This window comes from Pseudomonas sp. PS01270 (assembly GCF_029959775.1).
Classification (GTDB): domain Bacteria; phylum Pseudomonadota; class Gammaproteobacteria; order Pseudomonadales; family Pseudomonadaceae; genus Aquipseudomonas; species Aquipseudomonas atacamensis.
Map to the genome: position 1 here is coordinate 37,734 of NZ_JASCPT010000017.1, position 24,954 is coordinate 62,687.

The 24,954-nt window shown below is 57.0% G+C and carries 25 protein-coding genes and 1 pseudogene; 11 read left to right on the forward strand and 15 right to left on the reverse strand.

Translation table 11 applies throughout. The annotated features are described in order from the left end of the window. Positions 1 to 11: 11 nt before the first annotated feature. The 8 genes and pseudogenes from QMX86_RS08185 to QMX86_RS08220 form a co-directional block, all read right to left on the reverse strand. Positions 12 to 494 (reverse strand): adenylyltransferase/cytidyltransferase family protein, encoded by a 483-nt coding sequence (locus QMX86_RS08185; protein WP_039758830.1) that lies wholly within the window; start codon positions 492 to 494, stop codon positions 12 to 14. Positions 495 to 500: 6 nt separating this feature from the next. After that, a complete protein-coding gene (locus tag QMX86_RS08190) occupies positions 501 to 1,004 on the reverse strand; it encodes a GNAT family N-acetyltransferase (protein ID WP_282382146.1) in 504 nt (167 codons plus the stop codon). Beyond that, positions 994 to 2,307, reverse strand: coding sequence for an aminotransferase class III-fold pyridoxal phosphate-dependent enzyme (locus QMX86_RS08195; RefSeq protein ID WP_122750727.1), 1,314 nt, complete (start codon positions 2,305 to 2,307; stop codon positions 994 to 996). Before QMX86_RS08195 ends, QMX86_RS08190 begins: the two co-directional genes overlap by 11 nt. Positions 2,308 to 2,828: 521 nt before the next feature. Then, entirely contained in the window at positions 2,829 to 5,918 is a 3,090-nt protein-coding gene (locus QMX86_RS08200; protein WP_282382151.1) for an efflux RND transporter permease subunit, read from the reverse strand. Then, entirely contained in the window at positions 5,915 to 7,024 is a 1,110-nt protein-coding gene (locus QMX86_RS08205) for an efflux RND transporter periplasmic adaptor subunit (RefSeq protein ID WP_282382153.1), read from the reverse strand. Before QMX86_RS08205 ends, QMX86_RS08200 begins: the two co-directional genes overlap by 4 nt. A 100-nt stretch (positions 7,025 to 7,124) precedes the next feature. Next, positions 7,125 to 7,290: pseudogene (locus QMX86_RS08210) on the reverse strand (transporter); the annotation flags it as partial. A gap of 144 nt (positions 7,291 to 7,434) precedes the next feature. After that, positions 7,435 to 8,061 carry a TetR/AcrR family transcriptional regulator gene (locus QMX86_RS08215; protein WP_282382156.1) on the reverse strand — a complete coding sequence of 209 codons (627 nt, stop codon included), beginning with the start codon at positions 8,059 to 8,061 and terminating at the stop codon, positions 7,435 to 7,437. A 150-nt stretch (positions 8,062 to 8,211) separates the two neighbouring features. Further along, the gene (locus QMX86_RS08220) at positions 8,212 to 9,534 is read right to left on the reverse strand and encodes an APC family permease (RefSeq protein ID WP_282382158.1); all 1,323 of its coding nucleotides are present in this window, start codon (positions 9,532 to 9,534) and stop codon (positions 8,212 to 8,214) included. Positions 9,535 to 10,080: 546 nt separating this feature from the next. On the opposite strand from QMX86_RS08220, the gene QMX86_RS08225 reads away from it, so the two are divergent. After that, positions 10,081 to 10,443, forward strand: coding sequence for a hypothetical protein (locus QMX86_RS08225; protein WP_282382161.1), 363 nt, complete (start codon positions 10,081 to 10,083; stop codon positions 10,441 to 10,443). Positions 10,444 to 10,528: 85 nt separating this feature from the next. Here QMX86_RS08225 and QMX86_RS08230 read toward each other — a convergent pair whose 3' ends face one another. From QMX86_RS08230 to QMX86_RS08245, 4 genes are all read right to left on the reverse strand, one after another. Further along, complete coding sequence (locus tag QMX86_RS08230) at positions 10,529 to 10,630, reverse strand: YHYH domain-containing protein (protein WP_110599553.1); 102 nt, start codon at positions 10,628 to 10,630, stop codon at positions 10,529 to 10,531. Continuing rightward, entirely contained in the window at positions 10,609 to 11,745 is a 1,137-nt protein-coding gene (locus QMX86_RS08235; RefSeq protein WP_273525506.1) for a nickel/cobalt efflux protein RcnA, read from the reverse strand. The genes QMX86_RS08230 and QMX86_RS08235 overlap by 22 nt, the downstream gene beginning before the upstream one ends. Positions 11,746 to 11,752: 7 nt before the next feature. Continuing rightward, on the reverse strand, positions 11,753 to 12,052 hold the full coding sequence (locus QMX86_RS08240; RefSeq protein ID WP_273525507.1) for a metal-sensing transcriptional repressor: 300 nt from the start codon (positions 12,050 to 12,052) through the stop codon (positions 11,753 to 11,755). A gap of 372 nt (positions 12,053 to 12,424) precedes the next feature. Then, positions 12,425 to 13,330: an AraC family transcriptional regulator gene (locus QMX86_RS08245; protein WP_282382172.1), complete on the reverse strand. Its 906-nt coding sequence runs from the start codon at positions 13,328 to 13,330 to the stop codon at positions 12,425 to 12,427. A gap of 248 nt (positions 13,331 to 13,578) precedes the next feature. On the opposite strand from QMX86_RS08245, the gene QMX86_RS08250 reads away from it, so the two are divergent. The 4 genes from QMX86_RS08250 (at position 13,579) to QMX86_RS08265 (ending at position 17,736) form a co-directional block, all read left to right on the forward strand. Further along, positions 13,579 to 14,091 carry a nuclear transport factor 2 family protein gene (locus QMX86_RS08250; protein ID WP_282382175.1) on the forward strand — a complete coding sequence of 171 codons (513 nt, stop codon included), beginning with the start codon at positions 13,579 to 13,581 and terminating at the stop codon, positions 14,089 to 14,091. A 257-nt stretch (positions 14,092 to 14,348) separates the two neighbouring features. Next, the gene (locus QMX86_RS08255) at positions 14,349 to 16,757 is read left to right on the forward strand and encodes a DUF4238 domain-containing protein (protein ID WP_282382178.1); all 2,409 of its coding nucleotides are present in this window, start codon (positions 14,349 to 14,351) and stop codon (positions 16,755 to 16,757) included. A gap of 233 nt (positions 16,758 to 16,990) precedes the next feature. Then, entirely contained in the window at positions 16,991 to 17,263 is a 273-nt protein-coding gene (locus tag QMX86_RS08260) for a hypothetical protein (RefSeq protein ID WP_282382181.1), read from the forward strand. Next, positions 17,260 to 17,736, forward strand: a complete 477-nt coding sequence (locus tag QMX86_RS08265; RefSeq protein ID WP_282382184.1) for a hypothetical protein — start codon at positions 17,260 to 17,262, stop codon at positions 17,734 to 17,736. Before QMX86_RS08260 ends, QMX86_RS08265 begins: the two co-directional genes overlap by 4 nt. Positions 17,737 to 17,843: 107 nt before the next feature. Here the strand turns inward: QMX86_RS08265 and QMX86_RS08270 are convergent, their stop codons facing one another. Then, positions 17,844 to 18,761 (reverse strand): LysR family transcriptional regulator, encoded by a 918-nt coding sequence (locus QMX86_RS08270; RefSeq protein WP_282382187.1) that lies wholly within the window; start codon positions 18,759 to 18,761, stop codon positions 17,844 to 17,846. 145 nt (positions 18,762 to 18,906) lie between these two features. Here QMX86_RS08270 and QMX86_RS08275 point away from each other — a divergent pair, with 145 nt between their 5' ends. From QMX86_RS08275 to QMX86_RS08290, 4 genes are all read left to right on the forward strand, one after another. Then, the gene (locus tag QMX86_RS08275) at positions 18,907 to 19,953 is read left to right on the forward strand and encodes an SDR family oxidoreductase (protein WP_282382190.1); all 1,047 of its coding nucleotides are present in this window, start codon (positions 18,907 to 18,909) and stop codon (positions 19,951 to 19,953) included. Between the two features lie 56 nt (positions 19,954 to 20,009). Next, entirely contained in the window at positions 20,010 to 21,320 is a 1,311-nt protein-coding gene (locus QMX86_RS08280) for an MFS transporter (RefSeq protein WP_282382193.1), read from the forward strand. 84 nt (positions 21,321 to 21,404) lie between these two features. Next, positions 21,405 to 21,947, forward strand: coding sequence for an AAA family ATPase (locus QMX86_RS08285; protein ID WP_282382196.1), 543 nt, complete (start codon positions 21,405 to 21,407; stop codon positions 21,945 to 21,947). Between the two features lie 88 nt (positions 21,948 to 22,035). Continuing rightward, positions 22,036 to 22,938: a bestrophin family ion channel gene (locus QMX86_RS08290; RefSeq protein WP_024012629.1), complete on the forward strand. Its 903-nt coding sequence runs from the start codon at positions 22,036 to 22,038 to the stop codon at positions 22,936 to 22,938. 43 nt (positions 22,939 to 22,981) lie between these two features. On the opposite strand, the gene QMX86_RS08295 is transcribed toward QMX86_RS08290, so the two are convergent. Further along, the gene (locus QMX86_RS08295; protein WP_282382199.1) at positions 22,982 to 23,281 is read right to left on the reverse strand and encodes a hypothetical protein; all 300 of its coding nucleotides are present in this window, start codon (positions 23,279 to 23,281) and stop codon (positions 22,982 to 22,984) included. 110 nt (positions 23,282 to 23,391) lie between these two features. Here QMX86_RS08295 and QMX86_RS08300 point away from each other — a divergent pair, with 110 nt between their 5' ends. Beyond that, complete coding sequence (locus QMX86_RS08300) at positions 23,392 to 24,006, forward strand: transferase (protein ID WP_282382202.1); 615 nt, start codon at positions 23,392 to 23,394, stop codon at positions 24,004 to 24,006. Between the two features lie 106 nt (positions 24,007 to 24,112). Here QMX86_RS08300 and QMX86_RS08305 read toward each other — a convergent pair whose 3' ends face one another. After that, positions 24,113 to 24,511 carry a hypothetical protein gene (locus tag QMX86_RS08305; RefSeq protein ID WP_073475004.1) on the reverse strand — a complete coding sequence of 133 codons (399 nt, stop codon included), beginning with the start codon at positions 24,509 to 24,511 and terminating at the stop codon, positions 24,113 to 24,115. A gap of 261 nt (positions 24,512 to 24,772) precedes the next feature. Between QMX86_RS08305 and QMX86_RS08310 the strand changes: the two genes are divergently transcribed. Continuing rightward, positions 24,773 to 24,954 (forward strand): hypothetical protein (locus tag QMX86_RS08310; RefSeq protein WP_282390388.1); only part of this gene is annotated, 182 nt, incomplete at its 3' end.

Genomic DNA, 24,954 nt, shown 5'->3' on the forward strand with positions numbered 1-24,954 from the left:
TTGCTTACCTGTCATCTGTGCGTGGACATGACGAGCCGGGCGATTCTGGACGTCGAGTCGAATATCTTGTCGTCCGTCAAGATCATTCGCCCCCCTGCGCTTTCAACCAGTGCGCGCTCCGCCTGAAGTCTCACGTCTGACCCGTCACTGTAATCCGCACCCTTGAAATAGAGGTTGGGACGTAGCGTCTTGATCATCAATTCAGCAGTGGGTGTGTGATTTACGATGACATGATCGCAATAGCGAATAGAGGCAAGAAACTCTGCGCGTTTTTGATCGGGGAATACCGGCCGGTCCGCTCCTTTATTGACATATGGGTCGGCGGTAACTGACACGAACAATCGATCCACCATTGTTCTGGCACGTTGCAAATGATAAAGGTGCCCAGGATGCACAATGTCGAAACAGCCGTGACAAAGACCGATAGTCAAACCTTTTTCGCGGCAATAAACCGCCTCATCCTGCAATGCAGTGATGTCACTTAAAACGCCCATGATTATTCATTCCTTTGAGATAAGAGATTTAGCCATGATGTTCAGGTGTTCAAGTTCTCCCCAGTAATCGGGAAACTGCCCGACGATTTGAAAACCATTGCGTAAATGAAAACGGTAGGCTGCACGTTCTTTGTCAATATTTCCTATATCCAGACATAACCATGTCTTTTCATTTGCCAGAGCACACTTTTCAATTTCGTCATATAACAACGAAGCCACCCCGTATCGACGGTATTGGCTATCAACAATCAACCAGTCTGCCCACAGGACATACTTCGAGGGGATCGGACCTGCGGCGCAGCCCATCGTCCCGATCACCCGTCCGTCTACTGTGGCGACAAATCGCCCCCCCTCAAATTGAGGATTGGCAAGTTCATTGGCAAATTGCTGACCCGCAGACTCGGTAAGATCCTCGCCAGAGGCAATCTGGGCGACCAACCCCAGAACAGCTTCCATGTCAGCCTTTGCAAATCGCCGCAGGCGAATCTTCGTAACAGGTTCATTTGGCATGGTACTGAACCCTCTTGAGTGCCGAATCCAGCCGCTCACAGGCGTCCGCCAACATTTCAGCCGTATGCGATGCACTCAGGGTGACAGGCTCTGGGCAATAACTGAGGGGCATCAAAAAGCCATACAAGTTGTACTCACGGGATAGCAGGGCGAACAACTTCTGGGCAAAGTCGATCGGGTAGAAATGCTCTATCTCCCTCATGGTTCGAGGACGTTCGGAGGTTCCGATGTGGACGCCGATTCGACCGCCGTACCCATCGATATGACAGGGTATGTGGTGTTTAGCGAAAACGTCCCTAAGCCCGGCCTTCAAGCGCGATTCCAGCGCGGCGATGTGCCGGTGCACCGTTCCATCCTGCAAATGCTCGATGGCGGCAAGCGCGGCGGACACGGACAGGTATCGCCCCGTATTGGTCCCGCTGACCTGAACAGGACCGCGTGGTGCGATTACGTCCATGTATTCGGCTTTACCGGCAATACCCGCGATCGGCATGCCGCAGCCGAACGCCTTGCCGAAGGCGGCGATGTCGGGTACGACACCGAAGTCCTTTTGCGCACCACCAATGTTTGCGCGGAAACCGGTGAGCACTTCGTCGAAGATCAGCAGCGCACCCTTACGGCTGGTCAGCGCACGCACATTTTGCAGAAAACCTTCATCCGGTCTGATGCATCCGATATTCAATGCAACAGGTTCCAGGATCACCCCTGCCACATCGTCCTTGTATTTTTCAAAAGCATTTTCCAGCGCTTCCAGATCATTCCATGAAACCGAAACCGTCAAGTTGCCGAATTCGTCAGGAATTCCCACAGTGCCCGATAAACGTTCCAGTTCTCTTCCCGCCAATAACGCGCCAGAGCGCGGTGAAGAGTCCACGTTCCAGGTCAAAGAGTCATTAAGCCCATGAAAATGCCCTTCGAACTTGATGATGATGCGTCGACCGGTAACGGCACGGGCGATACGCGTCGCATACATGGTCGCTTCCAGTCCGGAGTTGACCAGCCGCAACTTTTCGGCGCAGGGGACGACCGCACAGAACCGCTCACTCAACAGACGATGTTCATCGGTCTCATACTGCTGAAGAAAGCCCCGCTCCAGTGCCTTGAGAATGGAGTTTTTGATGACCGGACTATCGTGCCCCAACAGGCAGGATCCCCAGCCCATAATATAATCATCGCGCCATTCGCCCGATGACAGCTGAACGCGCGCGCCGGCGGTATTCTGCACATTTATCGGCCCGACTACCGACAAGTGATTCCATCCCGATAGAACATTGCCAACACGTGTTTCCTTTAAACAATCCATGACGACTGACTCTCCCTTTAAAAAGTTTAGAGCGAACAAAGTCCAATACCCAGGCAAATGAAATTCGCCATGGCATTCGAACAAGATTCGATCATGCGATACGCAATAACGTAGAAAGCAGTGCAGCAAGTTGGAGGAAAAACTAGCCCCGCCATCTACGTCGCGTCAATTTAAAAAATAAATGGCCGCCTAACAGCTTGTTTGCCAATGAAAACTGTTTTTCTTAAGAGAAAGTCGCGCAAAACATCAGGCGCATTATTTCAAACAGATATAAATGAATTTTCGCACTTATATTTCAGCAAGTTAGCCACAGCAAAACGCATTCTTTCAATGACGGGAAAATCTGATCCGCAAAATTCGCAAACAACTGTGATGCTTATTAATCACATCCTGTATAAGCGGCGGACCTGGTTAATGACGAGGGTCAACTCGCACACTTGAAAATCTCCAATAGCCAAGAGAGAGAGTTAGTCGCGGATAGCAAAAGGCCCATCATTGACGGGCCTCTTTCAAACCTGACCTTATACCGAACGCGAGGGTTGAACCTGCCCCCTGTTCTCAGGCCGAATCCTGAACCAGATCGCATACATCGCCGGCAGAAACACCAGCGTGATGATGGTGCCAACAAACGTGCCGCCGATCAGCGTGTACGCCAGCGTGCCCCAGAACACCGAGTGGGTCAGCGGAATGAACGCAAGAATCGCCGCCAGCGCGGTCAACAACACTGGCCGCGCACGTTGCACTGTCGCTTCGACCACGGCATGGAACGGCGCCAGCCCTTCCTGCTCGTTGTGATGGATCTGCCCGATCAGAATCAGCGTGTTGCGCATCAGAATCCCCGATAGCGCAATCAACCCGACCAGCGCATTGATGCCGAATGGCTGGTTGAAGATCAACAGCGTGGGCACCACGCCGATCAAGCCTAACGGCGAGGTAAGGAAGACCATGATCATCGCTGAGATCGAGCGTACCTGGACGATGATGATGAGCAGCGTCATGGCGATCATGATCGGCAGCAACGGCAGGATCGCTTTGCCGGCCTTGCCGGATTCTTCGATGGCGCCCGCCTGCTCAATCCGGTAGCCGGAAGGCAGGTTTTCGATGATCGGCTGCAACTGCTGGATGATCGCACCGGAAACGTCCGGTGGCTGCAAACCTTCGGCGATGTCGCCGCGCACGGTGATGGTCGGCGTGCGATCGCGGCGGCGCAGGATCGGATCTTCCATGCGCACTTCGACCTGGCCGATCTGCGACAGCGGGATGCGCTGCCCCGCCGCACCGACCAGGGTGAAGCCTTCGATCTGTGCCGGGTCCAGGCGGATATTGCCCGCCGCACGGCCAACGACCTGCACGGAACGGATGTCCTCGCGCACCGCCGTGATCGGCACGCCGCTGAGCAGAAATTGCAACTGCTGGGCGACCGCGCTGGACGTCAGCCCCACCGCCTGCAAGCGGTCCTGATCCAGGTTGAAATGCAAGGTCGGCGTCAGCGGCCCCCAGTCAGTGTTGACGGTTCTCATCATCGGGCTGTTCTGCATTACCGCCCTGACCTGCTCGGCGATGTCGCGCAATTTCGCCGGATCAGGCCCCATCACCCGGTAGGCCACCGGGAATGGCGAATATGGACCGAAGACAATTTGCGTCGCCCGAACGCGCGCCTCTGGAGCAAGCCCTGCGGCGACCGCTTCGCGCAAACGCAACTTGAGGGTTTCGCGAGCGTCCTGGTTGTCGGTCAGCACGACGATTTTGGCGAACGACGGATCCGGCAACTCCGGCGCCATTGCCAGGAAAAACCGTGGCGCACCCTGGCCGATATAGGCGGTGACGATTTTTGCTTCATCCTGTTTGTGCAGCCAGGCTTCGACTTTGGCCGCCGCAGCGCTGGTCTGCTCGATGGACGTGCCGTAGGGCATCTGCACTTCGATCATCACTTCAGGGCGGTCAGAGGTCGGAAAGAACTGCTTCTTAACCAGCCCCATGCCCGGAATCGCAACGGCAAACAGCACGACCACCGCACCGGCCACCAGCCATTTGCGCGTGATCACCCACGCCAGAACGCGCCGGAAACGGTTATAGCGCGGCGTGTCGTAGATTGCCGCGTGCCCGCCTTCGACTTTCTTGATGTCCGGCAACAACTTCACGCCCAGATACGGCGTAAAAGCCACGGCGACAACCCACGAAGCAATGAGCGCGATGCCGACAATCCAGAACATGTTGCTGGTGTATTCGCCTGCCGTTGATTGCGCGAATCCGTTGGGCAGAAAGCCAATCGCCGTCACCAGCGTACCGGCCAGCATTGGCGCTGCCGTGTGACTCCAGGCATAAGCGGAGGCCTTGATGCGGTCGTAGCCCTCCTCCATCTTCACCACCATCATTTCGATGGCGATGATCGCGTCATCGACCAGCAGCCCGAGCGCCAGAATCAGCGAACCCAAGGTGATCCGGTCAAAGTTCTTGCCGGTCGCCGCCATCACCACAAACACGATCGCCAGGGTCAACGGCACCGCCGCTGCGACGACCACGCCGACGCGCCAGCCCATGCTGAGAAAGCACACCAGCATGACCACCAGCAGCGCGACAAAGAACTTGACCATGAACTCGCCGACGGCCGAGTCGATATTCACCGCCTGATCGGTGACTTTCGACAGCGTCATGCCCAAGGGCATTTCTTCGTTGATCCTGACTGTCTCGGCATCCAGCGCCTTGCCCAGGTCGAGACCGTTCCAGCCCTCGCGCATGATCACGCCGAGCAATAACGCTTCTTCGCCGTTGTTGCGCACCAGGAAGGTCGCCGGGTCTTCGTAGCCGCGCTCGACCGTGGCCACGTCAGACAGCTTGAGTGTTCGGCCTTGGGCGACAACAGGCGTATCACGGATTTTCTGCAACGTGTCGAACGCGCCATCGACGCGCAAAAATATCTCCGGCCCTTTGGTTTCGACCGACCCGGCGGGCGTTAATACGTTCTGATTGTTCAGCGCGGCGAAGATGTCCTGCGGCGACAAACCCAGCGTCGCCAGCCGATCATGGGAAAACGAAACGAATATCCGCTCGGCCTGCTCGCCGATGATGTTGACCTTTTTCACCCCCGGCACATGCAACAGGCGCTGGCGTAAAGTTTCCGCGTCGCGCACCAGCAAGCGCTGCGGCTCGCCCTTGGCTTTCAAGGCGAACAGCGCGAAGGTCACGTCGGAGAACTCGTCGTTGATCATCGGTCCGATGACGCCCGCCGGCAGCCTGATCGCTTCATCGTCGAGCTTCTTGCGTGCCTGATAAAACTCTTCCTGCACTTGCGACGGCGGTGTGCTGTCGAGCAACGAGACCATGGTGAACGCCAGTCCCGGACGCGTGTAGGTTTCCGTGCGGTCGTACCACTTCAATTCCTGCAGACGCTTTTCGAGGGGTTCGGCAACCTGATCCTGCATCTCCTGCGCGGTCGCCCCTGGCCACGCAGTAATCACCGTTAACTGCTTGACCGTGAACGGTGGGTCTTCCGCCCGGCCCAATTTGAAGAACGACAGAACGCCGGCAACGGCGATCAGAAAAATCAGAAACACCGTGATTGCGCGCTGGCGCACGGCGATAGCAGAAAGGTTGAAACGGCCCTCGCTCATGGACGACTCCCGGCAATCTGGCCATCGTCGCGGGCAAGCAAGCGTACTTCTTCGCCATCGCGCAGCAGATGCGCGCCCAGCGCGACAATCGGCTCACCGACGTTGAGCTGGCCAGCGACACGGGCCGAATCATCGCTCAAGCTCAGGACCTCGACCGGGCGCCAGCTCACTGTCGCCGGTGTGCCGGCGATGACCCACACGCCGGGGCCTTTGCCCGGGTTGTAGATCGCCGCGACGGGCACCTTAAGCGCCTGTTTTGGTGCAGAACCTTGGGCGATATCAAGGGTGACTGTCGAACCGATCGGCGCATTGGCCAGTTTGCCTTCGAGCACATAGCGCGCCTCGAAGGTACGAGTTGTGCTGTCGGCCGAATCGGAAAGCAGACGCAGTTTTGCGCTCACGGCAGCCGACGTATCGCCATACAGTTTTGCCTGAGCGGTTGAGCCCGGCGCGGGGCGCAAGGTCTCGGGCAGATGGACGATGGCCTCCCGCTGACCGGCCCGCGCCAGCCGCACCACCGGTTGTCCCGGGCTGACGACTTGCCCGGGCTCGGCGAGGGTTTCCACCACCACGCCATCAGCGTCCGCCAGCAAAACCGCGTAACCCGAGGCGTTGCGCGCTACGTCCGCTTGCGCCACAGCGGCATTGAGCTGCGCCCTGGCGGTGTCAGCGGCGGCTTTGAACTGATCGTAGGCCGATGCCGAAATAGCGCCGGCGGCGACGAGTTTGCGATTGCGTGCTTCGTCACCGGCTGTCTGTATGGCTCGGGCGCGAGCGGCGCTCACCGCTTCTTGCTGGGCTCGCGCCTGCAGGCCGAGGTCGATCGGGTCGAGGCGCATCAGTGGCTGGCCGCGCTTCACCGTCTGACCGGTATCAACCAGACGCTCGAGCACCTTGCCCGAAACGCGAAAGCCCAGATCGCCCTGGGTGCGCGCAGCGACGACGCCGGTGAATGATCGAGATCCATTTTCTGCCGGTTGCACCGCCGCCGATCTGACAATCGGCGCCAGGGTGCGTGGATCTTTTGCGCTGGAGGAATCCCCGCACGCCGTCAGGGCCAAGGGCAACAAACATACCGCGAGGGGGAAAGGTCGGAGCCGGCGCATGGAATTCCTTTACTGAAAATAGGATGATCATCATATTCTCAGTCTTGTGACTGATATCGTCAACAGTCACAAAGTCGCCGGCCCGATGTTCAGCGCTGAATCAGAAGCGGTAACTGACGGAAGTGCCGAGGCCGCTGGCGCTGTTCTTGTATTTCGCGCTGTACGAACCCTTGCCAGCCGAGGTGTCGTTGATCTCGACGCTGAATACGCGGCCCGCGATTGGTGTTGTTCGCGGGAGGCTGATCAACCGAGAACCCAGTAAGCAGCACTGAAATAACCAAACTGCGGCGGCCATGTTGCTCTAGTGACCATACCAGTCAAGAGTCACCATCAGGACAGCGGAAATGTCATTGCGTCAGGAACAGAATTGGGTTGGGGCGGCTGATCTGACTCCTCGGATCAGCAGAGGGTCAAGGCATCAAGCTGCGCAAGATGAGGTTCGAAGTCAGCGTCGGCGCCACTTCGATGAAGTCGAGGTTGTGTTGCAGCATCAGTGGATTGACGAAGGGTCGCAGCGTCAGGTGGATCGATTCGACCGTCTCGTCCAGCGGCGTCCTGCGCTCGAACTCACCGGCCTCGCGCCCTTCACGGACAATGTCGGTGATGAAACGCTTGATCTGCGCATCGTAACGCTGCGCACTCGGCCAGTTCTCCCCAGCGGCGAATGCGGCAATGTCATAGAGTTTGCGATCATTGAAGAACAGATTCACACCCGTGGCGATTACAGTTTTCACCAACCGGCGGAAACGCTCGGTGGGCGTTAGTTCTTCCTCGTTTATCGCCTCCTCGACCGCCGCAACGATCTGCCCTAGGCAATTCGCGCAGATGGCTTCGCCAATCGCCTGCTTGGAATCGAAGAATTTGTAGATGTACGCCTTGGAGAAACCGATGGCCTTGGCCAGATCGGACACCGTGGTCTTGGCGTAGCCGTACTGGCTGAAATGCTCGTTGGCCGCCGCGACAATCTGATCACGAATGTCGTGATCGACGGGACCACGCGGGCCGGGGAAGGATGGGGAAACTGAGGACTGATTCATGTCGGCAGCTTACTCACCCGCCCGCCGACTGACAACGTGTGACTCATTCTGAAAACCACCACCCATCCACTGTGGGAGCGAGCCCGCTCGCGAATACGCCCGCCCAAACAACACAAATCTCCCGCCCATCACCTGCCAGGAAACGTGACGCTAACCAGCCTTACTGATCGCAGAAAAATTGATACGAGAAAAGCCATGCAGCAACATCCCGACAATGATCAGCGCCCCCGCCCGCAACCACGTCTCCCACCCCTGCTGACTGAGCAGCACCAGACACGACACGATCGCAAGCACCGGGACAAAGGTCGGCACGCGAAAGTGGTCCTCCTCTACCCTGTCACGACGAAGAACCAGCACCGCCACATTGGTACTCAGAAAAACGAACAGCAACAGCAAGACCACCGTCTCTGCCAGCGTTGCCAGCGTGCCTGTGAGTGTCAGGGCAATAGCGACCAAGGTCGTTGCGACAATGGCAGCCCACGGAGTTTTTCGTTCAGGCAACACCGCACCCAAAACACCCGGCAACAGCCCCAGATTCGCCATGCCATAGGTCAATCGGCTGGCCATGATCATGGTCAACAACGCACCGTTGGCCACAGCGATCAGCGCAATAAAGGAGAACAGCGCCGGCGGGATTGCGAGGGTTGATGCGCGGACAACTTCGAGCAAAGGCGCCGACGTTGCCACCAACTTCTCGGTAGGCAACACCGAAGAAGCCGCCACGCCCACCGCCATGTAAACCACGCCAGCGGTGAGCAAAGCCGCGAACAAAGCACGCGGATAAACCTTGCGCACGTCCTTGATTTCCTCGGCCAGATTGGCCGAAGTTTCGAAACCGACGAAGGAATAGAACGCCAACAATGCCGCCCCCAGCACCGCCAGCACGGGACTGACGCCCGATTTGAACGTGAGCGTCCGTCCCAGATCCGCCTCGCCTGTGCGGAAATACCAGACCGCAGCCACGATCACCAGAAGCAGCCCGGACAGTTCAATCACGGTCATCACCAGATTCGCCCCAAGCGACTCCTTGATCCCCCGCGCATTGAGCAGGCCGATAGCCAGAAGAAACACCAGAGCTGCAATCTGCGGCGATACGTCGACGAAGGCGTTGAGGTAATCACCGGCAAACGCCAGCGACAAACCCGCAGCGCTGGTGACCGCAGCCGCCAGCATGCAGAAACCGACGAGGAAGGAAATGAGCGGCGACTTGAAGGCCTTTTCCGCGAACACCGAAGCCGCGCCGGCGTGGGGATATTTGGTCACCAGCTCCGCGTAGGAACCTGCCGTCAACATGGCGAAGAACAATGCGATCAGCAGCGGCACCCAAATCGCGCCGCCCACTTCCCCCGCGATCGTTCCGGCGAGTGCGTAAACACCCGCGCCGAGTACATCGCCGAGAATAAACAGAAACAGCATCGGGAAAGTGATAGCCCGGCGCAGAGAAGTTTTATCAGTGGGAGCCGTCACGGTCATTCCTTGATTCAGGTGTGGATGAACTGGAGAGTTGTCACCTCAAACAATGGAAATGGTGGGTAAAGCAAAGTTCAAAATGTGTGATGGGGCCGCTCGGCACGGCGCTATAAACATTGCCAACTCGACACCTGTGGGAGCGAGCCTGCTCGCGAAGACGCCAGCCCGATCAACACAAAACCTCAGCCAAAACCAATTCCCTAAACACCCCGTTTAAAACCGACATCCAGACTATTCCAGCAAGCTACAACGCCTTGCGCCATTGCCTACGACTACGCCAGAATCCGCCGGCTTGTGCGCCTCGGGCCGGGGTTCTATCGTTGGCCGGTCACTGAAAACAGTGATCGGGTTTGGTAGCCCGCTTTCCACATGGCGCATAACGTCATCGTATGCAGATGCTTTCGCATCGGTTTTATGGTGGCCATGCGCAGGGCGTTTTCGAGCGCGCCGGTTTTTCCATGTGGGCCGGTCTACCAACCTTCGTATGGCCACCACCCTTCGTTTGGTAGCGAGAGTGATGGCTCCCTTGGTCACATATGGAGCTTCACCATGTTCAAAGTCACGCCAAACCCGCCACAGTCAGACGCAACATCGCCCTACGAATCCCTCGACTCAAACAAACTCCACAAAGCCGCCGACCGCGCCCTCGACCACTACCTCAAACCCACCGACACCCTCAAAACCACGCCCTACCAGACCAGCAGCATGTTCCTCGCCAACCCGAAAATCGCGACTGAAGAATTGCTGGTCAACGCCAGCGAATCGCTGGGCTCGGCTTCGGTGATGTTGAGTGATGTGATTGGGATGGTTGAAGGATCTGCTCGCAAGACACTGCAAGGCATCGCGCAAGTGGTAATGCTCGGCGAGCTGGCGGTTAATCAGGCGTTGGATAACGTCGTGCCGGTGGAGTAATTCTGCGGATCCAGGCGTTCGCTAATTGCCTCGCCCTCATCGCGCGCTCCTCGATAGCCCAGCCTTGCGCTGGGCTTTCTGCGCGTCAGTGGCAGTGGTAGTCGTTGGTTTTATGGTTGCGATGGCAACCCTTTGCATCAGTGCCACCGCTGTGCGCAAAGGGTCTTATGCGCTCAGGCCGATCCAGCCATGAAAGCCGACATACAGGCCAACGCCAATGATCAGCACGCTAGACAGGTAAGGAGCGCGGCGCGCCACGGTTCCCAGCCACGGCCAGCGATTGGAAGCCTGTCTGGCACCGATGGCCGCAGCGGCACCGACAGTGACCAGAGTCAGCGCCAGGCCGATGCTGAAACACAGAACGAGCATGCCGCCGAGCGCGACCTCTTTGACTTGCAGGCACAGCAACAGGACAGTGATGGCAGCCGGACAGGGAATCAGGCCGCCAGTCAGTCCGAACATGACGATCTGACCCGTGGTCACTTCGCGGTTGGTGAAGCGTTTACGGATGTCGTTGGCATGAGCACGTTCGTGCGCATCCTGATAGCCATCAATCGACAGCTCCAGGCCTTCCAGTTCGGAATGCGCATGCCCGTGACCATGCTCCTGGAATGTCAGGTCGTAATGATGCGAATGCCCGGCATGTCCAAGGCTCAAGCGAGCGCTGAACTCGTGCGGTTCCGGAATATCCACCGTCGACTGCAGAAAGCCTTCACGCTCGACGAACGCGAACGATTGGCTGCTGCCGTCCGGACGCGTCGTGGTCAGGCGAACATCCGAGGCTGCCCAGGCGTGTCCGCTCAGGGTCTTCAGGCGCCAGTGCGGTGACATGCCTTCCTCGAAGATCGACAGTTCAACACGACCATGGCCGGTATCTATTCGGTGCGTTTCATCATGATGACCATGGTCGTGTTCGCCGTGATGGTGATCATCGCTTTGCTCGAACTTGAACATCTGCTCACCGCGCCAGGTACGCCACAGCATCCACAGGGCAATCGCGATGATCAGTGCAGAGGAAGCAAGCTGGAAATACGGCTCAGTGGTTTCAGCGTTCAGACCTTTGCCCAGGTACATGCCGCCGATGGCGACCAGCCACACCACGGCGGTGTGCGAAAGCGTTGCGGCCAACCCCAACAAAACAGCCTGTTTGACCGAGCCACGGATGGCCACGATGAAGGCCGCCATCATGGTTTTCGAATGACCTGGTTCAAGCCCATGCAAGGCGCCGAGCAGAATCGCGCTCGGGAAATACAGCCAGGCGTGAGCCCCGCCTTGCTGCAACAGTTCAGCGAAATCGGGCATGTCAGACCTAAAGGTACTTGGTGATTTGTTTGAAGGCTTCCAGCGGTGCGCGCTCGCCATTGCCTAGCGCCGAAACGGTATCTTCGAGGCAGTGGTCGATGTGATCCTGGATGAGCGTGCGTTTGGCCTGGCAGATCGCTTTCTCGACCGCATGAAGCTGCTGGGCGATGTCCACGCACTGACGCCCTTCTTCGACCATGGTGATGATGCCGCGCAAATGCCCGTCCGCCCGTTTGAGGCGTTTGATGATCGCCTCATGACTTTGGTGGGTGTGGGGATGGCTGTGGTCGTGGTCGTGTTCACTCATGAGTTGAGTCTCAGGGCTCGATGAATCGCTGGCATCCTATCCCCCCAGGGGGGATTAGGCAAATCGCTTGAACGCCCTGTCAACGAGTTGAAACCTTTAACGCCATGTACAGCAAAACACTGACAACGACGGTAATAATCCCGCTTGCTCTCGCCATGTTCATGGGCTGGGCCGGGCATACCTATTCGTTGTCAGTCACCTCGGGGCAGCCAGCCTGGGAGATCGCTCAGGACGTCCATCATTCTCACGGCGGAGAGTCGTCATCCAGCCACGACCGGCGATTACCTGAGCGTCAAACAGTAGTCCGGAACATATGGAAAACGAGGCCGCAAATGCGGCCTCGTTTTTTCTGCGCGAAGAAAAGTGCTGGATTCAAATCCCGCAAATGTCCGTGCGCAGCCGCCAGGCGTCTTTCGCTGGTGGCATGCCGAACAGACGGGCGTAGTCTCGACTGAACTGCGAGGGACTTTCATAACCGACTGCATATCCCGCCTCTGCGGCATCGACCGCTTCGGTGACCATCAGCCGACGTGCTTCCTGTAGCCGCAACTGGTTGCGAAACTCCAGCGGGCTCATCGAGGTGATCGCCTTGAAATGCGTGTGAAACGAAGAACGGCTCATGCCGGCGATTTCGACGAGTTCATCTATTCGACACGCTTCGTTGTAGTGGCTGCGCAGCCAGGCAATGGCCTTGGCAATCTGGTTCAAGCGGCTGTCTGCTTGTGCCATCTGCCTGATGATGCTGTTGCCGTTTTCGGTTAGAAGGCGATAAAGCATTTCGCGAATCACCAGCGGAGCGAGCGCTTCGATATCCCGTGGCCTGTCGAGCAACCCGGCCAGCCGAACCGCAGCATCCAGCAGTTCTGGAGTCGTATCGTTGAGCGTAATGCCTGCCGGCGGTGCACTGACGCCCTCTTCTCTTAGCGGATGGCGCAGCGCAAGTTCACTCAACACAGCGGTATCGAGATCCAGCGCCAGGCACAGATAGGGAACAGCCTCACTCGCCTCGATGACCGAGCCCATCACCGAAAGGTCTACCGATGCAATCAGGTACTTGGCCGGATCGTAAACATAGGCGGTAGTGCCCAGCATCGCTTGTTTACGTCCTTGGGCGACCAGGCAGAGCGCTGGCTCGTACACCACCGGCATAGGCATCGTGGGCGAAGCCGAGCGAATCAGGCTGACACCCGGAATCGCGGTGCTGTGAATGCCGTCATTCCGGGCGTGACGACCAACGATATCGACAAGCTTGGAAAGGGAACTCAAACGCAACTCCATAACGTGGGAATGCGGCGGTTAGACATCTGGTATCGGATGATCAAGCAAGAAATCAGGACGATCCTGCAACAGCCCTCCTCCGCTCGTGAGTCACACTTCAGATGAGGCCCAGAGGTACTGCCGGCCACACCCGCGCCGATTCTTTGCCAAAGCCCCATATAGAGCAACGGCGTGAGGGAACGCAACTAGCGGCTTACAGATAACAACAACGGCCCATCCAACTCGGGACAGATTAAGGAGCACAGGAAATGACGTTTGTTCACCGCCTCTCTACAGCGCTAGCACTAGTCTTCACCACACTCATTGCAGGGCCGGCGCCCGCCGTGGCCAGCGAACCGACTACGGAACGCAATCGCCAATTCATTGCGCAAGCGTTCAACCAATGGGCTCAAGGCGGCCGGACGTTCTTCACAGATGTGCTGTCTCCCGACGTGACCTGGACAATCAAGGGAACGAGTCCTTCGGCGGGCACTTATCGGGGCCGAGATGACTTCCTGAAACACGCAGTCCAACCCTTCGCAAAACGGCTCGCCTCGCCCGTTCGCCCGACGGTGACGGATATCTGGGCTGAGGGCGATGACGTCGTCGTGCACTGGGACGGCACCGCCACCGCAGCCGACGGCGCGCCTTATCGCAACAGCTACGTATGGATCATGCGCATACGAAATCTGCAGGTAGTTGAGGTCGTAGCCTTTCTCGACCTGGTGCCTTACGACGACGTTATTAGGCGAATTCCGCTTGAAGCGGGAGATCTTGAATAGATAAGCCTGCCAGAATCGGCTGAAGGATCTGCCTGTAGGAAACTGCGAGATATTACGCAGGTGGACATGTCACCGAATGTCGGCTTTCGGCCAGAAGCCGTCACTCTCTAAGCGGCTGTAATCGGTCCAGAACAGCCAGTCGGCGTGGCGTTACTGCTATACCAGCGATAACGGACAAAGACGTCAAAAACTGGAAAACCTATCGAGTGTCTTTGGGCTAATGTTGTTGCTCTAATCATCTAGGCAGCGATGGTCTCATGCAGAAGCAAGTAACCCGCGAAAACCATTACGTTCCTCAGTGGTACCAACGAGGTTTTCTAGCAAAGGGGCGGCACAAACTGCATGTTCGAAATCTTTGCCCTGCAATCACAACGTTGCCGAATGGACAGCTTCTACAAGAGCCAGAAGTCGAGGAGCTCGGCCCGAAGCTAGCCTTCAAGGAATTCGACCTTTACACGACTCGCTTCGGTGAGATGTTGAACGACGATATAGAGACCCATTTGTTCGGCAAGATCGATAAGAAAGGTGCTGATGCAGTCCGAGGCTGGATATCCGGCGACCCGGGACGGATACACCGCACGTTCCTAGATTTTTTCGGCTACATGGACGCCCAGAAGCTGCGTACTCCGAAGGGACTGGATTGGATATTGAAGCACTTCCAAGGCCTCCCTCAGATGGAATTGATGGTACAGATGCAGTTACTGCGTCAAATGCATTGTGCGATGTGGTCCGAGTGCGTCAGAGAGATCGTGTCGGCCGCGAACTCATCTGTGAAATTTTTGGTGAGCGACCACCCCATCACCCTATTCAATCCGAAACTCAGCTCTGGCACTGACGAATATCAGTACCCTGATGACCCAGGCATTCAGATGGTGGGGACACAAACCATCTTTGCGCTTGATGCCAATCATTGTCTGATCCTGACAAACCTTGAGTACGCCGAAAACCCTGATGCAGCTGATCACCTTGCGCGCCGAACAAATGCTCGATTCCGTGGTGAGTCGATCACACGCACTGACGCCATGTTGCGCGGGCGCGAACTGACTGAAGGAGAGGTCAACGCGATCAACCTTGTTCTCCTGTCTCGTGCTAAGCAATTTGTAGCTGGCGGCCAGCCTGAGTGGCTGCACCCTGAGCGATCGTGCCGACTTTCCTGGGATGAGATCGGAAAGATTCTTCTACCAGGTGATGAGCTGCATAATTTTGGTGGACAGATCTACGTAGGATTCGAAGACGGTACTTCGAAGTACAGCGACCAATTCGGCCGAACGTCAAATTCACACGAATTCCTCGCTAAACCGCACCTGAAGAGCGAGCCGGAGCCTGATGATCGATGTGGTTGTGGGGGCGGATTACCCTTCCGGGATTGTTGTGCCGACATTACCCCGAGGTTGCGCCCGTCTTGGCGAATGATGAGCATCAGAGAGCGTAATCTTGCGCTCATAGGTGGCATTTCGAAGATCCTTAAACTAGATGGTTCGGCGGAGTCTTGGCTGCGTGTACGCCGCACTCTAACGGATGATCAAGTACGGCATATATATCAATTGCATGCTGCACTTTGGCCGTTGGACACTCAGATGATCGATCTGCTACCAAGCCCGCAAAGCAAACGATCACGCGCGCTCTATTTAGGTATGACGGATGCACGAACGCTTTCCGCGAAGATCACAGGCATGCTTGCATATGTAGACGAGCTAGTTGTGGCACATCCGTTCATGAATGCGAATGCGGTACGGAAAGAGTTCAGTCCAGTTCATCTGCCGGCTTCATATCGCGCCCAGACCCTACAGAATATTTTTGCGCTGCTTGTCTTGGAGCCGGCAATAAGGGGAGGTCGGGTTCACCTCGTACCTGACCCATCTGACTTCGACTATGATTTTCGCAGTGAGATTAAGGCGATCAATGATCGCGCCGGAGGTGAGGTTGAGATTGGTCCGTTGGACAAGGAGATGGTGCGTGACCTTGGACGATACGAGATGATGTGCGCGATCAAGCGGCTTTCATCTCATGAGATGAAGAGTTATATCCGTAGGCTCAGCCCTACTGGTTCGGAAGGTATGACAGATGCCGCTATCGAATTGGTCGTTGACACCTGGAGAGCGGAAGTTGAGCGAGATCCTTTGGCCTTGCTCACACCAGTACCGCAGACAGCTCAGCACGGCGAGTTTAAAATCATGAAAGGTTTTACTCGTGAAACGGGCCTGTATGTTGCAACACTAACCGGAGCGTTTGTATATACAGACTCGGATACTCAGTGGGGTCGACTTCACCACACGGATGGAGTGCATCGCTACGAGGAAGACTTAATTTCAAAAGAAATCGCCGCGCAATTGGAGCTAAAGCAGATCCAGGTTCCGACCCTCACCTACTATCACGAGCTGCCGCCAAAGGACGCCGATACAATCCGGGTTTTGCTTCGAGAAATGGTGATGGCATTGCGAAAGGGTGCGGCGTTTGAAGTTGGCGCCATGGAGGCCGAACGAGAGTCCACAAATGCAACCAGTGAGGCAGAACAGTTGCTCACTTATAAACTCCATGCGTCTATTCCGGCTGGTGGATTTCAGCGTACCGACGTGACTCGCCTGGTCATGACTTTTGGGCGGCTTGAGGACGTTCCACCTGTTCGATTAGCCCTATTTTTAGAACCAGCTGTGAAGGCAGTTTAGGGTTGCACTTGATGTAGACTCGCTGGGTGAGTACGGATTCGAATCGTACTGATTGGCTGCTCATAGCCGAAAGCCGGCGTGAGCCCTGAAACGATATGGAGTATTGATCTTTTTTTGTGCCAATGAGACGGAAAGCTAATGCAGGGCGTGCATCTTTTTGAGTTTGGGCTACTCTTTATCTCTGGAAGTACGCATTTCAACAAGCACCCTATCTCAATCCGCAGAGGTTAATTGTGAACTTTGATAAGCACTCCCGCACTGTCTCACTGCAATGCCCAACTTGCGGAGGGTCATCTTTTGAATCTGACGTAAATGAAAGCCCAGAGGTAAAATGCGTTCAGTGCGAGAGGGTAATCTCGCGCGACGAGCTTTTGCGCGAAAATAGTGAAAACATCCGGGAGAACTTAGAAGAAATCAAAGCGAACGTCGCTAAAGATATTGCTGGGCAGATGAAAAAGGCTTTGAAAGATGCGTTCAAGGGCAATAAAAATATTAAATTCAAATGACTAGTTTTGCTGTTGGCTCCGGCGAAATCATTGCAGGATTCGCATTGCTTTTCTCAATCTATGCAACCTTTAAAACTATTCAGTTTAACAATCGTCAGCAAAAATTAATTGTTACTCAAGAAAAGCTTAATCAGTTGCTGCTTGATAAAGAAACCTCGGTAATTGAATTCGAAAAACAAGCTGAGCTCGGCGCTTCCTTTTTAAAGCTTGGAAGTAACAAATATCGTGTGAAAATTTGGAATAAAGGTAAAGCGCCCGCGCAGGATGTTTCAATTGATTTTCCTGAAGGAAACGAAATTGTTTCGGAACGTGAGATTAATGAAAAATTCCCATTGCAGTTTCTTGGTGTTCACCAGGCCGTCGAGCTCATTGCATCCGTGGGGCTGAGCACTAAGTCAAAGCACCTTGTGAAGCTTGAGTGGTCGGACGGAAGAGCACTGAGAGTTGAAAAGCTGATATGGATAACTATTTGATAAATGCAGTTTTATGAAGCCCGCGAACGTCCGCTTTTGGCCGATTGCCGCCAGTCGCCATGGGCGCTCTGCTGCCAGGCCATGTATTCGCCTCGCGAAACCGCGCTTCAAACACCTGAACTCTCCGCAATCTCCCCTTCGCCCCGCAAAAAATCCACAAACGCCCTCAGCGGCGAAGGCATGTGGCGGCGGCCGTGGTAGTAAAGAAACGGGCCGTCGAAGGCCTGCCACCAGTCCTCGAGAATCGGCACCAGTCGACCATCGGAGAGTGGCTCGCGCAGGAAGTCCTCGAAGGTATAGACGATGCCCAGTCCGTTGATGGCCGAGCGAATTTTCAGATCGTGCGACGACGTCAGCAGTTGCCCCTGAGGCGGGATACGCACGATACGGCCGTCTCGATGGAACTCGAATACGCCGACTTTGCCACTCTCGAAGCGATGGCCAAGCAGGTCATGGCCCGGCAGTTCTTCGGGGTGAGTGGGCGTACCGCGTTCAGCCAGATAGCCCGGGGCGGCGGCTGCAACGAAGCGTTGGCGACGCGGGCCGATGGGCACGGCGATCATGTCCTTGGCCAGGCTCTCTTCATAGCGCACGCCGGCGTCATACCCGCCAGCGTTGACGTCGACGAAGGTGTTGTCCATGACGACTTCGACACTGATCCCTGGATAAAGGCGCAGAAAACGCGCCAGCAGGTCGGGCAACAGAAAGCGTGCCACCGGCACTGGCACATTGAGCTTGAGCGTGCCGACCGGGCGCTGAGCGTCGTCGTCGAGATCGTTGAAAGCGGCGTCGATTTCCTGCAAGGCCGGGCGCAGGCGCTCGAGCAATCGCTCGCCGGCGGCCGTCGGCGTGACGCTGCGCGTGGTTCGATTGAGCAGGCGCACGCCCAGATCGCTTTCCAGCCGACGCATGCAATCGCTCAACGACGAGGCGGACAAACCGCGCTTTTGCGCGGCAGCACGAAATCCCCCCGCCTCGACCACCGCAGCAAATATCGACACATCGGTAAGGTTTGGTTTACGCATGGACACTTCCTCCGCAAGCGACTGACTGTACGCCATGCCGTACGGGTCATCCACCAATGCCCGACTTATCCTCGCGCATTCGTACACCGATACTGCTCGCTCGCCCCGCCAACCGGGAACCTGTACCGCGAATGAGATTTCCCCAATGAGCCATTCACCCGCTACGCCGAGCATTACCGCGACCCAACGCCTCCTCAAGGCCGCCCGAATGCTGTTCGCCATTTCCGCGATGGCCGGCACACTGGCTGCGCAGGCGACTTCCCGAACGGAGCCGAAGCCGGACTGGTCCACCCACGACATGCCCAGCCAGAAAGGCCGCATCGTGCTGGTGACCGGAGGAACCAGCGGCATGGGCTATGAAGACGCGCTGGCCCTGACGCGCGCCGGTGCCGAGGTGATCATCGCCGCACGCAACGCCGAGCGCGGCCGCGAAGCGATCACGAAGATCAAGCAAGCCGTGCCCGAGGCGCGCGTGCAATTCGAAACGCTGGACCTTGCCAATCTGCAATCGGTGCGCGACCTCGCCAACCGTCTGCAAGGGCGCCTGCCGAGGCTCGACGTGCTGATCAACAATGCCGCGATCATGTCGCCGCCTGTTCGAGGCGTTTCCGCTGATGGCTACGAGATTCAATTGGCGACCAATTACCTGGGGCATTTCGCCTTGACCGGCCTGCTGATGCCCCTGCTACGCAAAAGCGACGATGGTCGGGTGGTCAGCCTGTCGAGCATCGCCGCCGGGCGCGCAAGCCTGAACTTCGATGACCTGCAGGCTGAGCGCAGTTACGACCCTTTTGCCAGCTACAGCCAATCGAAACTGGCGGTTCTAAAGTGGAGTATTGAGCTGCAGCAGCGCAGCGATGCCGCCGGTTGGGGGATACGCAGCATCGCCGCGCACCCCGGCGTCGCCGTGACCGAGCTGATCGCCCGCGGGCCTGGCCTGGACAGTGAATTCGGCAAACAATGGGCAGTAGAGCGGGACAGGTATCATTCCGCAGCGCAGGGCGCGCTGCCCACCTTATATGCGGCGACGGCGCTGGAGGCTGTAGGCGGTGCCTACTACGGGCCTACCGGTGATAACGAGAAGCGCGGGCCGCTGGGCTTCGCCAAGATGCCGCCGGCCGCTGCCGATCGCTCGAATTCGGCCACACTGTGGCAACTCTCCGAGCGGCTGACCGGCGTCACCTACCGCTGACCGCCCGGCACGGGCAGGCCCCGTGCCATTGCCCCGCCACTCCCCAGGAGCGCAACATGGATACGTCTCTTCTCGCCCACCGCGCCGGCGCCATCATCAATGCCGAGGCTCACGAGCTGCGCCCTGCGCTCAACGGTTTTCTGCTGTTCGTTTGCCTGTTCGCCGGCTATTTCATGCTCCGTCCGATCCGCGAATCGATGGGCATCACTGCCGGCGTCGAGAACTTGCAGTGGCTGTTCACCGCGACCTTCCTGGTCATGCTGGCGGCCGTTCCGCTGTTCGCCTGGCTCAGCGCACGCGTGCCGCGCCTGCATTTCGTGGACTGGGTGTACGGATTCTTCTGCACCAATCTGCTGTTGTTCGCCGCCTTGTTCCTGGGCGAAGAAAGCCCTTTGCTGGCGCGCGTGTTTTACGTGTGGATATCGGTCTACAACCTGTTTGTCGTATCGGTCGCCTGGAGCCTGATGGCCGATGTATTCGACAGTGCCCAGGCCAAACGTCTGTTCGCGTTCATCGCGGCGGGCGCCAGCGTCGGCGGCCTGAGTGGCCCTGCGCTGAGCGCCTTGCTGATCGGTCCGCTGGGTGAGTCCGGCCTGATGCTGCTGGCCGCTGTTCTGCTGGCCGCTGCGATGTGGTTCAAGCGCCAGTTGATGCGCTGGCGCGAACAGGGTGGCGCAGGACGCCCCGATGCCGCGCCGAGCGAAAGCCCCCGCAGGCCGTTGCCGGGCAATCCGTTCAGCGGTATGACGGCCGTTTTGAAATCACCCTATCTGCTCGGCATCTGCGGCTTTGTGGTGCTGCTGGCGACAGTCTCCACCTTCCTTTATTTCGAGCAGGCACGCGTCGTCGCCGAACACTTCCCGGACCGCGAGGCGCAGGTGCGCGTGTTTGGCATCATCGACTTTGTCGTGCAGGCGGGCGCCCTGCTCTGTCAGCTGTTCATCACTGGACGCCTCGCGCAAAGGCTCGGCGTCGGCGTGCTGTTGGCCATGGTGCCGCTGGTCATGTGCGCGGGGTTTATCGGACTGATCTTCGCGCCCAGCTTTGGCCTGATCGCCGCGCTGATGATCGTGCGCCGCATCGGTGAGTACGCCTTCGTGCGCCCAGGCCGAGAGATGCTGTTTGCCCCGCTCGATGCCGAAAGCAAGTACAAGGCAAAGAACTTCATCGACACCGTGGTCTACCGCGCCGGCGATGCCATCAGTGCCTGGGCGAAAAGCGCGCTGGACGCCCTCAGCCAAGGTGCAGGCGTGGCGGCGCTGGTCGGCGCATTGTGTGCACTGCTGTGGGGGCTGCTGGGATGGCGGCTCGGCGAGCGGGCGGACCGCCGAGCCAGTGTGGGGGGAGCGCGGCAAAACCCAGCGTAGCGTTCAACGGTCATTGACTGAGACAGGCATTGCCGTAGAATCGCCCGCCCAAAAAATCAGCTTGCAGAGCGAGAAGGAGCTTCGATGCAACGGGTGATGATTGTTGGTCAGCCTGGGTCTGGCAAAAGTACGTTGGCGCGCAAGCTGGGTGAGCGCACGGGGTTGCCGGTCGTGCATATCGACACGATCCATTGGCAGCCAGGCTGGATCGAGCGAAGCCCGGATGAGAAGACCCGACTCTGCCTGGAGGTCGAGGCGTGCGAGCGCTGGATATTCGAAGGTGGCCATTCAACCACTTGGGAAAATCGCGTCGCCCGTGCAGATCTGCTGATCTGGATCGATCGTTCGCCACCGCTTCGATTCTTGCGCGTCCTGCGTAGAACGCTGCTCAACCACGGTCAGTCTCGGCCCGACTTGCCGGAAAACTGCCCCGAACAGCTGGCGAATCTGCCGGAGTTTCTAAAGTTCATGTGGCGGACGAGAAAAACCTCGCGAGCCAAAATGCGCCAGTTCGTGTCAACGGCGCCATCGGCTTGCCGGGTGGTTCATCTGCAGTCGAATCGAGAGACAAGGATTTTTCTTGAAAGCATTCGCCATGCACAGGGCCAGACTTTACAGACTGACTGACGGCTGACCGCTCCACCAGGGAACTGCCGGTCCCAGGCATCGTCCGAGCTTAAGCGTTTAAGCAAACTGCTCGCCACGAGGTTTCCGTTTGAAAGCTGCCATCGTCAAAAAATACCGTCTGATCATCAAGACCCTCGGCTACGTGGGCTGGTCTTTGTTCTGGTTGCTGCTCTGGGACATCGCCGTCACCGTCGACTTCATGCTGTTTCTCAACGCCAAACTGAACCTGCCGTTGATGCCGCTGACCTTGCTCGGTTCGGCGTTGATCGTGTTGATCAGTTTTCGCAACAGCAGCGCTTACAACCGCTGGTGGGAAGCGCGGACGCTGTGGGGATCGATGATCAACAATTCCCGCAGCTTTGCCAGGCAGGTGCTGACGCTGCTGGACGACGCAGGTGGCGAGGTGAATCCGGTCAAATCCACGCTGTTGCGCCGCCATGTTGCTTATGTGAATTGCCTCGCCGCGCACCTACAGGGCCAGCCATGTCCCGACGAGGTGCGGGCGTTTATTCCCGCCGAAGAATTCGCCCGCAGTGGCACAACCAATAACTTTGCCAACGATATCCTCACCGGCTCGGCGACTTTGCTCGCTCGCGAATACAAGGCCGGGCATCTGGACAGTATTCGCCTGGCGCGGCTCGAGTCGACCCTGGTGGATCTGTCCAACAGTCAGGGCGGCATGGAGCGGATCGCCAACACCCCGCTGCCCTACCCTTATGTGTATTTCCCACGGCTGTTCATTTCGCTGTTCTGCCTGATCGTCCCGATAGGACTGGTCGAATCCCTCGGTTGGTTCACGCCGCTGGCGTCGACCGTGGTCGGCTTCATGCTGCTGGCCATCGAACGCATCGGCACCGATCTGCAGAGTCCGTTTCGCCACAGCGAACACCAGATTCAAATGGAAGCGCTGTGCGAAACCATCGAAAAGAATTTGCAATCGATGCAGCGTGATTCGTTGGGGGATGTGCGCAGGGTTGAAGAGCCCGCTTGAGGCGCTGCTTTAGCAGCAGCGCTTTTCATCAGATGCGGAGCGGCTATTGACGAGTGTCCGCCGCCTCGGCCGGGTAAAACTCGCCCTGCTTGCCCATTTCTTCGAGTCGTTCGCGCGCGATCGCCTCAACACGGGCCACTGCGTCACGATCGTCGGGATCCACCAGCTGCAAGCACAGGCGTCGGACATTCTGATCATGGGTCCCCTCGCTGAGCATTTCGTGGGTGAAGACTTGTTCAGCACGCCATAGGCATAACTGGGTATGGGTCCCGCCGAGCCATATCTCGTTGATTGATCTCAGATCAGTGGTAGCCAGTTGATCTACGGTAATTGTCTTATCCATTGCGCCGTACCTTGAAAATGCTTGTACAGGTACGACTGGCAGGAATAGCGAGTCGTTCAAGTCGTCGACAGTCCACCCACGCCCCACTCTCACTTATTCGGAAGACTCTTATGAAATCGCCAAAAATCGAAGATTACATCGCTCAATGGCCATTACTGGGCGTGGACTCCGCTGCCCCTTGGGCGGTGGTTCAGGATTGCGAGAGCCGGATTCTGAAAATGCTTGAAACGCTCGGCCCGGGATACCGGCGCCACGGCTATTGTGCGATTCATGAAACCGCCATGGTTGAGCAAGGCGCCGTTCTCAAAGGCGCAATCATCATCGGCGAGGGCTGTTTCGTGGCGGCGGGCGCTTATCTTCGCGGTGGTGTGTATCTCGGCAGAAACTGCATTGTTGGCCCCAGCTGTGAGCTGAAAAGTACCTTCATGCTCGATGGCAGCAAGCTTGCCCACTTCAACTTCGTCGGCGACTCATTGATTGGCGAAGCGGTAAATATTGAAGCCGGCGCGATCATCGCCAACTACCGTAACGAACTGGACGGAGCCGATATCAAGATCCGCCACGAAGATCAGGTGATCGAAACAGGCGTCAGCAAATTCGGAGCTCTGGTGGGTGACGGCTGCAAGATTGGCGCAAACGCTGTGATTGCTCCTGGCGCTCTGTTGCGGCCCGATACGCGTGTTCCTCGCTTGGGGTTGATTGATCAGTTCGCTTACGATCAATAGCAATCAGCCAAAATGCACAGGCTTGCACGCCGCGGCGAGTCGAAGCGGCAAAGTTTTTTTAGCAACACGCAGCAATCAGGTTTTGGATGCCCATCTAGTCTCTTATTTATTTAACGGTAAATTTGTTGTTGGTTTTATTCGTCGTACTGTCAACAAACCAAATCGCGCCCCCGTCTGTTAAAACCCTGCTGCATTCCTTGCCGTATTTTTGATAGGCAACGCAGATCACGTCCCCCGTAATTACCCAACTTCCTGACTGCATGGACTCGCTGGAGATCTGAATCTGTGCAGTTCCGTCAGCGCTTAATACTTGAGAAAAAGGATAGCCAGTGGACGTTACGCTGGAATGTTTTCGGCCTATGACCGTAGTTTTTATTTCGCTGCCCGTTAGCTGCTTTGCGGTCGCCGGTGCGTCCGCATGGGCGTCGAGTGCAGCTTGATTACCGGACGAAGCGCAGCCAATCATAAATAGAACGGCAACCGCACAAAAAAGGAGCTTTTTCATAACTATCACCCTTTCGCTTATTGAAGCGCTATAGAAGTACCGGACTTATATTAGACACGGAACGGATCGACAATATATTCGATTACTATAAAGCCAATAGCACTCCCACCTATCCATCCCCAAACTGTAAAGCAATCGGACACAATTCGATTTAGTTTGGTAGCGTCGCCGCCATTTAATTTTGCGAACTCACACCATTCAACTTAACGATGTAGTGCTGGCGCCCAATTGGCGATTTCCGCCCATAGCGAGCCATCAGAAATGACCGCTGAAGTCGAAAGCAAACGATGCTCCAAAGCCTTGTCACCAGACAGTCACGCCAATTCACTAATCTTCCCATCCCCCCGTCGCCCCAAGAGCCCGCATTCCAAAATGCCGCCCATCACCGCCACCTCCCCACTCCGCCAAAAGATCATCCTGCGCTCCGACAACCTCACCTCTTC